Source organism: Lysinibacillus sp. LK3, assembly GCF_001043675.1.
GTDB lineage: Bacteria > Bacillota > Bacilli > Bacillales_A > Planococcaceae > Lysinibacillus > Lysinibacillus capsici.
The window spans coordinates 83,916-95,970 of the sequence record NZ_LDUJ01000021.1; the positions used below are offsets into that span (position 1 = coordinate 83,916).

At 35.9% G+C, this 12,055-nt stretch carries 12 protein-coding genes; 7 read left to right on the forward strand and 5 right to left on the reverse strand.

Annotated elements, in window-relative coordinates; translation table 11 throughout:
* Nucleotides 1-86 precede the first annotated feature (86 nt).
* The 3 genes from VK91_RS15400 to VK91_RS15410 all read right to left on the reverse strand — a co-directional run bounded on the left by VK91_RS15400 (nucleotide 87) and on the right by VK91_RS15410 (nucleotide 4,026).
* Nucleotides 87-1,658, reverse strand: coding sequence for a helix-turn-helix domain-containing protein (locus VK91_RS15400; protein WP_048394028.1), 1,572 nt, complete (start codon nucleotides 1,656-1,658; stop codon nucleotides 87-89).
* Between the two features lie 74 nt (nucleotides 1,659-1,732).
* Nucleotides 1,733-2,683: an ABC transporter substrate-binding protein gene (locus tag VK91_RS15405; RefSeq protein ID WP_048394029.1), complete on the reverse strand. Its 951-nt coding sequence runs from the start codon at nucleotides 2,681-2,683 to the stop codon at nucleotides 1,733-1,735.
* Nucleotides 2,684-2,841: 158 nt separating this feature from the next.
* Nucleotides 2,842-4,026: an MFS transporter gene (locus tag VK91_RS15410; protein ID WP_048394031.1), complete on the reverse strand. Its 1,185-nt coding sequence runs from the start codon at nucleotides 4,024-4,026 to the stop codon at nucleotides 2,842-2,844.
* Between the two features lie 110 nt (nucleotides 4,027-4,136).
* Here VK91_RS15410 and VK91_RS15415 point away from each other — a divergent pair, with 110 nt between their 5' ends.
* A complete protein-coding gene (locus VK91_RS15415; protein ID WP_016992625.1) occupies nucleotides 4,137-4,520 on the forward strand; it encodes a helix-turn-helix domain-containing protein in 384 nt (127 codons plus the stop codon).
* 55 nt (nucleotides 4,521-4,575) lie between these two features.
* On the opposite strand, the gene VK91_RS15420 is transcribed toward VK91_RS15415, so the two are convergent.
* A complete protein-coding gene (locus VK91_RS15420) occupies nucleotides 4,576-5,421 on the reverse strand; it encodes an aldo/keto reductase (protein ID WP_016992626.1) in 846 nt (281 codons plus the stop codon).
* A 318-nt stretch (nucleotides 5,422-5,739) separates the two neighbouring features.
* On the opposite strand from VK91_RS15420, the gene VK91_RS15425 reads away from it, so the two are divergent.
* Complete coding sequence (locus VK91_RS15425) at nucleotides 5,740-6,180, forward strand: VOC family protein (RefSeq protein WP_048394038.1); 441 nt, start codon at nucleotides 5,740-5,742, stop codon at nucleotides 6,178-6,180.
* Nucleotides 6,181-6,236: 56 nt separating this feature from the next.
* Here the strand turns inward: VK91_RS15425 and VK91_RS15430 are convergent, their stop codons facing one another.
* Nucleotides 6,237-7,115 carry a LysR family transcriptional regulator gene (locus VK91_RS15430; RefSeq protein WP_048394039.1) on the reverse strand — a complete coding sequence of 293 codons (879 nt, stop codon included), beginning with the start codon at nucleotides 7,113-7,115 and terminating at the stop codon, nucleotides 6,237-6,239.
* A 425-nt stretch (nucleotides 7,116-7,540) separates the two neighbouring features.
* Between VK91_RS15430 and VK91_RS15435 the strand changes: the two genes are divergently transcribed.
* From VK91_RS15435 to VK91_RS15455, 5 genes are all read left to right on the forward strand, one after another.
* Nucleotides 7,541-8,209: a response regulator transcription factor gene (locus tag VK91_RS15435; RefSeq protein ID WP_048394040.1), complete on the forward strand. Its 669-nt coding sequence runs from the start codon at nucleotides 7,541-7,543 to the stop codon at nucleotides 8,207-8,209.
* Nucleotides 8,206-9,573 carry a sensor histidine kinase KdpD gene (locus VK91_RS15440; protein ID WP_048394041.1) on the forward strand — a complete coding sequence of 456 codons (1,368 nt, stop codon included), beginning with the start codon at nucleotides 8,206-8,208 and terminating at the stop codon, nucleotides 9,571-9,573. The genes VK91_RS15435 and VK91_RS15440 overlap by 4 nt, the downstream gene beginning before the upstream one ends.
* Nucleotides 9,574-9,692: 119 nt before the next feature.
* Nucleotides 9,693-10,604, forward strand: a complete 912-nt coding sequence (locus tag VK91_RS15445; RefSeq protein WP_048394042.1) for an ABC transporter ATP-binding protein — start codon at nucleotides 9,693-9,695, stop codon at nucleotides 10,602-10,604.
* The gene (locus VK91_RS15450; RefSeq protein WP_048394043.1) at nucleotides 10,601-11,311 is read left to right on the forward strand and encodes an ABC transporter permease; all 711 of its coding nucleotides are present in this window, start codon (nucleotides 10,601-10,603) and stop codon (nucleotides 11,309-11,311) included. The genes VK91_RS15445 and VK91_RS15450 overlap by 4 nt, the downstream gene beginning before the upstream one ends.
* On the forward strand, nucleotides 11,311-12,048 hold the full coding sequence (locus VK91_RS15455; RefSeq protein WP_048394044.1) for an ABC transporter permease: 738 nt from the start codon (nucleotides 11,311-11,313) through the stop codon (nucleotides 12,046-12,048). The genes VK91_RS15450 and VK91_RS15455 overlap by 1 nt, the downstream gene beginning before the upstream one ends.
* Nucleotides 12,049-12,055 lie beyond the last annotated feature (7 nt).

A 12,055-nucleotide genomic window follows, 5' to 3' on the forward strand; every position in this document is an offset into this window, starting at 1 on the left:
CTTATGTAGCAAAACGGCTTTCGGTGTTATTAGCAGTGCAATGTTTGTCCTAATCATTGAAAAAGGAAGCTAAAGTAAGCTTCCTTTTAGCCAAGTACATTCAAGACATCATCAATTTTTTTACTATGTGATAAAATGCCATAATTCATCCATGTTAAAAAGTCTACTTCATAGACACAGTTGCTTTTAACGGCAGCTAGGTTTTTCCAAGTAGGAGTTTTTAAAATAGCACGTTCCTCATTTTCATAAATGGAATGTTGTTTATCAAAGGTAATAAATAAATGATCAGCATCTAATTGCAACAATTGAGCAAATGTCAGTTGTGCTTTACGTTGATTGTGCGGAATACTCCATACTAGTGAATGTGGCATTAAACCTAAGTCACGATATAAAATGGGGCCCGTATAGCCACATTCAGGACCCGCGTATAGAGTAATGCCAATGGCTGAAATACGGAGAAATGCTACACTTTGCCCATAAACAGATTTGCTAAGAATTCCTTTTGCTTGTTGTACTTTATCTTCATATTGTAGGATTACGTCTTGCATCAAGGAGGTTTTTCCTGTTAGATCTGCAATTTTAAATAAAGTAGATTGCCAATTCTCTCCAGGGTGTGAAAGATGGCAGACGGGGGCTACTTCATCTAAGTGCTGAAAGGATTCCCAACGCTCTACACCAGAATCTAACATAATTAAAGTTGGCTTATAGTAAAAGAGTCGATCCATTTCTCTATTTTGTACATCGATATCTGGCACTTTCTGTAGACCTAAATAGTCTTGTTTCCCCCATTTTGAATGACTGAATTGAGCAATTGGCGTAATCCCAAGCGCAACAAAGAAATCTTCTAAGAATGGTGCAAATACACGTATATGGCTGCTTTGATTTCTTCGATATTGTCCTGGAGAGATGCCAATATGTTCTTTAAAACGACGATTGAAATAATACTCATTATTAAATCCGACAGACTGGCTAATTTCAAATACTCGATCATTTGTTGTCATTAATAATTGCTTAGCTTTTTCAATACGAAGTTTAGTTAAATAGTGAAGAGGAATTTGTCCCGTAATATCTTTAAAAATGCGCGTATAATTCCATCTTGGTACGTCAGCTAGCTGTGCTAGCTGCTCAACCGTCCACTCTTTTTCAAAATGTTTATGTAAATGGTTAATGGACTGCTCAACAGATTGTCGATCATTTTTTTGCATCTGCTTGGGTATGGTTTGATGTAAGAGTAATAACATCAGCTCTTGAAAGTGTACATGCTGTTCAAAAATCGTGTGATCATCCTCCGCTAACCGGTTCTGATAGATTACTTCTAGCAGTCTATGACATTGTGAAAAGGGGAGAAGATGTCGTTCGCTGATACTTGTAAAATGACTATATGAATTTTGACTATTGCTGAGATTGACAATGTTGAATTGTAATTGATAAAAACAAAGGTGCTTACTTTGAATATGGATACTAACCGTGTTATTTGGCGGAATCAATATGCACTTTTCTTCACTAAAATGAATGGTGTCATGATCTATGGCTAGCTTTCCGCTACCATTCATTAAGATAAAAAGTGTATAGAAATCACTACTAATCAATAACTTTTTTGATGATTGAATTGAATAAGAGATATTTTGTAACGTATAAACATGTGTTAAGTTACCCATTGATAATTCCCCCCTTTTTTTGAATTGGCAGAACAACACAAAGAAAGCCCTCATTAAGAGCTTTCTTTGGAAAATTATTTGACGAACCATTTCTCTAAATCATCATACTTTAGCAAGTTGGCTGTGATTGCGCCAGATTGCCAATATGTGCGATCAGCAATATAAACATGCCCATTTTTTACAGCAGGGAGTGTTTTCCATAGTGTACTATCTAACCATTTAATGGCTTCTTGGTTTTCTTTAGACTCCCATGTTCCGTTTGAAGGGAAAAGGATGATATGATCCGCATCTAATTCCGTGATAGCCTCTTCTGATAAAACCTCGTGAAACTCTGTCATATCACGGGCTAATGGATGTGGTGTTAAGCCTGCCTCTGTGTAAATATAGCCAGAGTAGCGATTTTTAATGCCAAATAACGCTAATGTATTATCTGCTACATTTAGTCGTACAACAGCAACTGTTTCGTCTCCGATTGATTCATCTAGTTTTGCTTTTAAATCGGAAACACGTTGCTCATATCGATCAACCATTTCTTTTGCTTTATCAGGAATATTTAAAACATCAGCTATTGTTTCTACAATTTTACGTGGATCTTGTAGAATATCTTCTTTCAAGCGGTAAGTAGGCGCTACCTTTGAGTATTCATCATACTTTGCCTTGTCTGCGGCACCATCTACAATGATTAAATCAGGCTTGGCTTGTAATAATGTTTCCATGCTACCAGTAATGTCGAACTCAGGAACATCTAATCCTAAATAGTCCTGTTTTCCCCAAGATGGGTGATACCATTGCACAACGGGTTTTACATCCAAAGCAGTTAAATAGTCTTCCAAATAGATAGCAGCTACACGCTGTGGATTTGTAGGAATTTCTACTTTTCCAAACTCGTCTTCTACAATTCTTGTATCTTTAGATGATTGTTCTTCTGTAGCTGTATCCTCTTTTACTTCATTTGAGCCACAGGCACTTAATACGAATATAAGTGCAAAGAAAACTACAAATGAAAAATATCGACCTCTACGCATTTTATTCACTCCTATAGATTTACTAAAACAGTAAGGGTATTCCCTTAAATTAGAATGATAATCATTCTCGTTTGGTTCAAGTAAATTATAGGATACTACATATCAACAAACAATACACATTCTCTACTACTTTTTTATACAAAATGAAATTCAGAGAGTTATTGTTTTTTGTTATCGAAAAGTAACCATAAAAGTGTAACAATTGCTGCTAGCATAACCATCAGGAATCCGTATATAGGCGTATGCGCCAACGATTGGTGGCGAATAATAAAGCCTCCGATATATGATCCTAAAAATATGCCAATATTGAAAGCAGAAATATTCAATGCTGAGGCCATTGAAATTGCTGATGGTATATATTTTTCAGATAGTAGAACAGCATATAGCTGCAATCCTGGGACATTCATAAACATGAACAATCCCATTGTCAGCACCATTATTAATCCCATAATAGGTGATTCAAGAGTAAAGCCAATGCCAAGCAATGCCAATGCAAGTCCAACAAAAATAATAAAGATGGAACGTAGTGGATTATGATTAGCAAAATGACCTCCAAGAGTATTACCGATAGCTACACAAATACCATAGACAACTAGAATAATGACGACTGTATGTGGAGAATACCCCATATATTGCTCTAAAATAGGTGAAACATATGTGTAGACAACAAAAGCACCGCCGTATCCAATTGCGGTAATGAATAGTATTAAGATCATTCGAATATTGCCTAATACTTTGCCAATATCACGGATAGAGATGGGATTGCCTTTCGATAATTGGCTAGGTACTAAAAATGCATTACTAATTAAACCGACAATTCCAATGACAACAATAAAAACGAATGACATACGCCAATCTGTTACTTGTCCAATAAATGTACCGAGTGGGACACCTGTTACAGTAGCTAATGTTAAGCCAGTAAACATAAAGGCGATAGCACTTGCTCGTTTATTTGGTTCCACTACATCTGCTGCTATAACAGAAGCGATGGACATAAACACACCATGTGCTAATGCTGAAATAATACGTCCGATTAATAGTAATGCGAAATTAGGAGCTAAAGCGACTGCTAGGTTACCCACTATAAAAATGGACATGACAAGCAATAATACGGTTTTTCGACTAAGGCGGGATGTTAAAGCTGTTAGTAAGGGAGCCCCAACAGTTACCCCTAGTGCATATATAGAAACGGTTAAGCCAGCTGTGCTAAGAGAAATACCAAAGTCATCTGTAATTAATGGTAAAAGTCCCACACTGATAAATTCAGTGGACCCTATACCAAATGCACTGATAGCAAGTGCTAGTAAGGTAAGTTTAGCATTTGGCTTTTTTGATTTTGACATTTTACTACTATCTCCTTTGATTTTTTTTATTATGTGTAGTAATATTCATACATACCAAAAAGATATGTAGAGTACTTTTAGTTACTTTTGGATATTACAGGAGGTTTACGATGCAAAAAGTTTATAATATTGGTGTTGAAGCTACACTAGAAGTTATTGGTGGTAAATGGAAACCAGTTATTCTTTGTCATTTAAACCACCATGGTAAAATTCGAACAAACGAATTTCGACGATTGATCCCAGGTATTTCACAAAAAATGCTCACAAACCAATTAAGGGAACTGGAGCAGGCTGGGTTAATCAATCGAAAGGTCTTCAATCAAGTACCACCAAAAGTTGAATATTCATTAACAGCCTATGGACAAGGAATGGAACCAATTCTGAACATGCTTTGTACGTGGGGTGAAAAACATGTTGAATTATTACAGGATAAAGGTGAAGATGTACTGTTAAAACAACGTGATGATGATATTGCCATGCAGCAAACATCATAATGAGGGGAGAAAGAGACTGTCATATACAAGACAGTCTCTTTCCTCTTTTTAATGCTTATAGAGCAAAGTCAAATTCATCTGGATTTGGTCCAACACGTTGTTCACGATTCATCTCATTGATTAATGCCATTTCTTCGTCTGTTAAAGTAAAGTCAAAGATATCAGCGTTTTGCATCATACGCTCTCTACGTACTGATTTTGGAATTGTAATCACTCCATTTTGTACATCCCAGCGTAAAATAACCTGAGCATTTGATTTTCCGTATTTTGTTGCGATTTTTGAAATTGTTTCATCTTCAAGAAGTCCACCTTGCATTAAAGGTGCCCATGCTTCAAGTTGAATTTGGTGCTTGTCACAGAATGAACGAAGCTCCACTTGTTGTAAGCGTGGGTGGAATTCCACTTGGTTCACAACAGGTTTAATATGAGCAAATGATAATAAGTTATCCAAGTGTGCCACAGTAAAGTTACATACACCGATTGCTTTGATCTTGCCTTGTTCATATAAGTCTTCAAGTGCTTTCCACGATTCAGCATATTTATCTTTACCAGGCCAATGAATTAGATAAAGGTCTAAATAATCTAATCCTAATTTTTTTAGGCTCTCTTCATATGCAGCAATTGTTTCATCATAGCTTAAACCATCGTTCCATACTTTAGATGTGATAAATAAATCTTCACGACGTAAGCCAGTAGATGCTAGAGCTTGTTTAATACCTTCTCCTACACCTGCTTCATTGCCATAAATAGCAGCAGTATCGATGCTTCGATAACCAACCTCGATAGCATTTTTAACCATTTCTGCAGTAGCGTCATTTTCTACTTGAAAAACCCCTAAACCCATACCAGGCATTTGTAGGCCATTATTTAAAGTGATTGTATCTTGTAAATGAGTAATCATTTTTAGTCCTCCATGTTTTGTGATTATTGGATTGCTTACTCATTATGCTGCTAATAAACTCTCAAAAAAAGTACGTACTTTTTTGTGTCATAGAAACGTAGAGGTAACTTTTGTGAGCTGGCAATGATTAGAGGAGTAAAAATATTTATTGATGATGAACGATTACACCTGATTGGTCTTAACTACTAGTAAAAATATCGAGTAGTCTACAAAAGGCTTTGGAGACAATTAAACAAATATTTATCTTGCGGTAATAAAAGGAAATATACGTTCGGTAGAGAATTAAAGTAGTAATACTTTAAAAAGGGGATTTTGAAGATGAATCGTTTAAATTTAATTACATTAGGTGTTAAAGATATGGTGGAATCTCTAAATTTTTATCGAGAGGGACTGGGTTTTGAAGTGGTGGTATACGGAGAGGAGACGAATCCCGATGTCATGTTCTTTAATAATGGAGGAACAAAAATATCGTTATTTCCAATTGAACGTTTAGTCAAAGATATTAATGAATCCAATCCACCAGAAATTAGCCAAGGCTTTGGTGGAATCACGCTTGCCTATAATGGTAAATCAAAAGAAGAAGTAGATCGAGTCTTTGCATTAGCAAAAAAGGCGGGTGCAGAAATTATTAAGGAGCCCGTAACTGTATTTTGGGGTGGCTATAGTGGATATTTTCAAGATCCAAATGGCTACTATTGGGAAGTTGCCTATGGCGACATGTGGCAGTTTGATGAGAATGATATGCTGATTATTCAATAACTGTTCAAAAAGAGAGCAAACTAACGTTTCTAATTTGTTCTCTTTTTTATTAATCGTTAACAATAATATTTCCTCATTAAATCCACAAAGTTTTGAGCGGCTTTAGATAAATAATGATTCTTCAGCCATACGAGTCCTACTGAGGTGGATAATTCTGCTGATGGAATTTTGTATGCATGAAGTGGTAAATCTCCATATTGTTTTAAAATAGTTTCAGGTACGATAGAGGAGCTAAAGCCAGCAGCGATCAAGTTCATTAACAGTGCCGTATCTGAGCATTCTCCAACAATGTGGGACTGCAACTGGAAGCGAGAAAATGCTTCTAATATCGAATAATGTACGCCTAAGCCTTCAGTGCTTGGTAAAAGGATTGGCCAATTTTGTATGTCAGCTAAAGATACATTGTGTTCTAAGAAGTCGAATTTTTTGGATTGTATAAAGTAAAATGGTTCAGTGTACATATGAAGAACAGAGAAATCATCTAATTCTAAAGGTAAGCGAATGATGGCAAGTTCTACAATACGGTCCCTTACTAATTTACATAGATAAGAAGATTCGTTTTGTTGAATTTTATAAGTCACCTTTGGATAATATTGTTGAAATTGTTGTAGTAATTGAGGTAGCTCAATTACTGAAAATGTATTAATGCCCAATGTCAATCGACCATGAAGGCCTAATCCAATATCCTTAACCTCTGCTTCTGCCTCTTCCATTAATTGTGCAACCTGCAACGCATATTTATATAATGTCTTTCCCGCTTCAGTTACTTCAAAATACTTGCCGCTCCTTTCTACCAACTTTGAACCGAGTTCTTCCTCCATCGTTTTTAAATGCTGACTTAATGGTGGTTGAGAAATATGTAACCTTTCAGCCGCAGCAGAAATCTTTTTTTCCTCCACAATCGCTATAAAATAGCGTAGTTGTCTTATATCCAAACATAAACACCCCCTCTATTATAGGTAAAACCTAAGTAAATTATATTTCTCTAATATTTTTAATATAGTTAGGGCCATGTTAGCATATTTATCAAAGAAAAAAGAAGTAAAGTTTCTTTTTTCGAGCACCTAAATGTGAAGCGAGCAACGTCGATGAAAAAATAATTCAACTTAGGAGTATATGATTCTTGCATGCTTTGGGGCTTGCCTTGTAATACCGATTCCCTACACCTTTCTAAATGAATTTGAAGCAGTTGATAAAGTAGCAACGTATACTATCAAAGAGCAACTTTTATTAGTTGCTTTTTTCAATAAATCAACGTTTTTGAATTTCCTAAGAAAATAAATAACAGTTCCCCTATAATAACCATGTATGGAAATTATAAATTTCTAATTTTAGTTAAATGTATCAAGGAGGATGAACATTGATTCGTATATTGTACATAGAAGATGAAAAAGAAATCGGACAATGGGTAAGCAAGGAATTAACTGAACGAGGTTATGACGTGACATGGCTGGAATCAGGGGAAGGGCTTGAGCAACATATTAACTCAAAAGATATTGCTATATTGGATGTGATGCTACCTGGATTGGACGGTTTCTCCATAGGTAAAAGAATTAAACGGGAAAATAAAGACCTGCCAATTCTAATGTTATCAGCACGAACAGCTATTGAAGATAAAATTGAAGGGCTGCATTTTGCTGATGATTACCTAACAAAGCCATTTCACCCTGATGAGCTCGTAGCAAGACTGGAAGTATTATTAAGAAGATATCAAAAAAGTGATGATGTACTGACATTGCAGCACCTTAAAATTGATACGAAAGATATGCAAATAATCAATACGATTGATGAAGAAGAAATTCTTTTGACAGGAAAACAATTTTATTTATTACAATATTTTATTCGTCATTTAAATCAAATTTTAACGAAGGAACAACTCTATGAGGGTGTTTGGGGTGAGAGCTATATAGAAGGTGATAAAACACTCATGGTGCATATTCGTTACTTAAGAGAAAAAATAGAAATCAATCCTGCAAAGCCTATGATTATTGAAACAATCCGAGGCATTGGCTATAGGGTGAAACAATGAAATTTTTTCGATCATTATTAGCGAAATATATGCTCATTATTATATTAGCCATATCTATTGTGCAAATCTCCTATCTGGGTGTTGCTATTTTCGTATTAGGCATTACAAAGACAGGGACAGGAGATTTTTCAAGTGGAGTACTTGTAGAAAGTGATATTGAAGAGCAATGGCATGCACAGGCTAAAAATATGACCAATGCAACAGATGATGCGATTACGCAGTTATTTCAAAAGTGGCAAGAGCAATTTCCTACGGCTTCTATGTTTTGGGTAAGTGAAGAGGGGAACTTACTGACTACATGGAATGTGAAGGATCTGTTACCAGCAAAGTGGACACCAGCCTATACAACTCAATTTATAAAAGAACGTTATGGAGATGATCCATTTACTGTTATTGCCTTCTTAGGTGATGATATATCAAATGGCTTTATTGTATTAGAGATTCCAAGGGTAGCATTTAATCCTCCACTTATAAAGGTCTATGATAACTATGGTAACTTTTTATTTTTTGGTGTTATTGCAGTTATTTTATTTTTTATTATAGTTTCGCTTTTATTTTTCAAGGGAATTCGAAAAAGACTCTTACATCTGCAAGAGGCGATGGAAATACGTGATGTAGATGGTCTACCTATTGAAATTCAGGTGAAAAAACGAGATGAGATTGGGCAATTGGAGCATAGTTTTAACAGAATGGTTTGTGAACTGCGAGACAGTAAACAACGTCAACAGAAGGAAGAACAGCTAAGACGTGAACTGATTGCTAATTTATCACATGATTTACGGACACCTTTAACAAAGGTAAGAGCTCAATCCTATACAATTAGCAAAGAAGCGTTATCTGAGGAAGGGAAGCAGGCATTAAAGGCTATGGACACATCCATAGTGAATATTGATGCTTTAATTGAAAATTTGATGTCCTACACACTGCTTATGGCAAGTAAATATAAATTTGAACCGAAAGACATCAATGTTATCCGATTTGTAAGGGAACATCTAACGACATGGTATCCAGTTTTCGAGCGAGAAGGTTTTACAATCGATATTGAGCTACAGTCATTTGAACCTGTTGAATGGCGTGTTGATCCATTATGGTTAGGGAGAGTATTTGATAATATTTTCCAAAACGTACTGCGCCACGCGAATAGTGGTAAATATATAAGTGTGAAAACCGAATCGACGGCGTGTTATACAGCATTTATTGTTGAGGATCATGGTCAAGGGATGAAAAATGAGTCGAATGCAAAGGGAGCCGGAATCGGCTTGTCAATTGTTGATGTCATGATAAAGGGCATGCATCTTGAATGGGATATCCATTCCGATCACTCTGGTACTAAAATTATCATAAAAAAAATCTGCGAAGCTTGAGAAATAAATGCTTCGCAGATTTTTTTTTATGATAGAAATGATTTTTTAAACAAAATTTAAACTTAGCCCATACCTTTTTTTAAACTTCCCTTTTTAAGATAGTTAAAGAGGTGAGGACATTGGAATATATCGTACAAACACAAAACTTATCAAAAAGCTTTGGAAAAGAGCAAGCTGTATCAAATTTGAACTTGCAAATACGCAAAGGTGAAATATATGGATTTTTAGGTCCGAATGGGGCAGGTAAAACGACTACAATTCGAATGCTTCTAGGTTTAATGAAGCCATCTTCTGGAACAATTAAAGTCTTTGAAAAGAATATTACGAAGGAACGTATCCAAATTTTAGCTAAGATTGGTTCGTTGGTGGAAAACCCTTCTTATTATCCACATTTAACAGCATATGAGAATCTAGAGGCACTAAGAAAAATACTAGGTGTACCGAAAACTCGAATCGATGAAGTTTTGGAAATTGTCCGTTTGAAGGAAGCTGCCCATAAAAAGGTCAAAGGTTTCTCTTTAGGAATGAAGCAACGTCTTGGTATTGCTGCTTCTTTACTACATAGTCCTGAATTACTTATTTTAGATGAACCAACGAATGGCCTAGATCCTTCAGGCATTATAGAGATTCGTAATTTAATTAAAAGATTACCAGAGGAATATGGCATGACCATTATAATCTCCAGCCATTTATTATCAGAGATTGATCAAATGGCAACACAAGTTGGGATTGTTTCGAAAGGGAAATTAATTTTCCAAGATTCTATTGAGGCTATGCGTCGATTTGCCCAACCAAAGGTTACCTTTAAAGTAAACAATGGTGAAAAAGGATGGCGCTTCTTATTAGCAAATGGTATTAAGGCAGATTATCAGGGTGGTGTGATTTTCTTAGAAGAGTGCTCGGATGAAAAGGTTGCTCATATTGTCCAAGTTCTTGTTCAGGAGGGTATATCGGTATTCCGAGTCGAGGAAGAGAAACGTTCATTGGAGGATATATTCCTCCAAATGACGATGGGAGAACAGGGGATATGATGGGAAAGCTATTAACTGCTGACTTCTTAAAAATCAAACGTAAAGGATTATGGCTTCTAACGCTTATTGGCCCTTTAGGGGTGGTTGCTCTGCAAATGGTCAATTATGGAGTAAGAAAGGATTATCTCTTACAGCAAAGTGAGGATGATTGGGGCTATTTCTTATTAAATGTGCATTCATTTACACCGCTTGCCATAGTCTTGGGTATTGCCATTCTTACGTCATTCATAGCAAGCATTGAAAATGAGACCAATGCTTGGAAGCAGCTCATTGCATTACCTATTTCGAAATTAACCGTGTATTTGTCTAAATTTACGTTGTTAGCTATCTTACTATTCTTCGCCTCAACGTTATTAATGTTTTTTACGCTGAGCTACGGGTTGTTTTTAGAATTAGGTGACACGGTACCTTACATGGAGCTAGCCAAATATAGTTATTTCCCTGCTTTTGCAGCATTACCTATCTTGGCACTTCAATTGTGGATAGCGAGTGTAAGTCATAATCAAGGGATTCCTATAACTGTAGGCATTTTTGGGGTGATTTTTACCTATTCTTCCTATGTTCTTCCAGATTGGATGATATGGAAATGGCCATCATTGATGAACCAATGGAATGAGCCGATGATCAATGTCTTATTAGGCGTAGGAATTGGTATCTTACTCTATATTATCGGCATGGTTGATTTTGCAAGAAGGGACGTGAAATAATGATTGCTTTACTTCAAGCTGAGTGGTTTAAGTTACGTAAATCAAAAATGGTACCAATTATTTTAGCAGGACCCATGATTGGACTTTTTATAGGACTATCCGCTAATTTAGAGGACAACATGCAGGGGATTGAAATCAATGAGTGGTATATATCGTTATTTTCGATGAATTTAACATATGCTCTATTATTTTTACCTCTTATTTCTGGTGTTTTTACCAGTCTTATTTGTAGGTATGAACATCAGTCTGGTGGATGGAAGCAACTTTTAGCATTACCAGTAACAAGAGGGAAAGTATTTGTAGCTAAATACATATTGATTATGCTGCTTGTTTTAGCAATGCAGATATTGTATTTAGGCTCGGTCTTTGCTGTTGGGATGGTAAAAGGCTATACAGATTCTTTTCCTATGGAGATTGTTTGGAAAAGCATAGTAGGAGGCTGGGTAGCGACATTGCCATTAGTAGCCTTGCAATTGTGGATGTCCATTATGTTTAAAAGCTTTGCTGCTCCATTTGCTGTTAATGTCATATTTACTTTACCATCAATTTTAGCAGTGAATTCTGAAAGAATTGGTCCGTATTATCCTTGGGCACAACCCTTTTCGATGATGTATATAGGGGGCAATACAGACGATGTATTCTTTGTACCGTGGGAGCAATTGTTAACCGTAGTAGGTGGCGGATTCATCGTATTTTTCCTCGGAGGATATTACTATTTCCAGCGAAAATCTATTTAAGCTAAAA

Coding starts and splice junctions, on each gene's coding strand:
- VK91_RS15400 (WP_048394028.1), bottom strand. CDS start 1,658: ATGGGTAACTTAACACATGTTTATACGTTACAAAATATCTCTTATTCA.
- VK91_RS15405 (WP_048394029.1), bottom strand. CDS start 2,683: ATGCGTAGAGGTCGATATTTTTCATTTGTAGTTTTCTTTGCACTTATA.
- VK91_RS15410 (WP_048394031.1), bottom strand. CDS start 4,026: ATGTCAAAATCAAAAAAGCCAAATGCTAAACTTACCTTACTAGCACTT.
- VK91_RS15415 (WP_016992625.1), top strand. CDS start 4,137: ATGCAAAAAGTTTATAATATTGGTGTTGAAGCTACACTAGAAGTTATT.
- VK91_RS15420 (WP_016992626.1), bottom strand. CDS start 5,421: ATGATTACTCATTTACAAGATACAATCACTTTAAATAATGGCCTACAA.
- VK91_RS15425 (WP_048394038.1), top strand. CDS start 5,740: ATGAATCGTTTAAATTTAATTACATTAGGTGTTAAAGATATGGTGGAA.
- VK91_RS15440 (WP_048394041.1), top strand. CDS start 8,206: ATGAAATTTTTTCGATCATTATTAGCGAAATATATGCTCATTATTATA.
- VK91_RS15450 (WP_048394043.1), top strand. CDS start 10,601: ATGATGGGAAAGCTATTAACTGCTGACTTCTTAAAAATCAAACGTAAA.
- VK91_RS15455 (WP_048394044.1), top strand. CDS start 11,311: ATGATTGCTTTACTTCAAGCTGAGTGGTTTAAGTTACGTAAATCAAAA.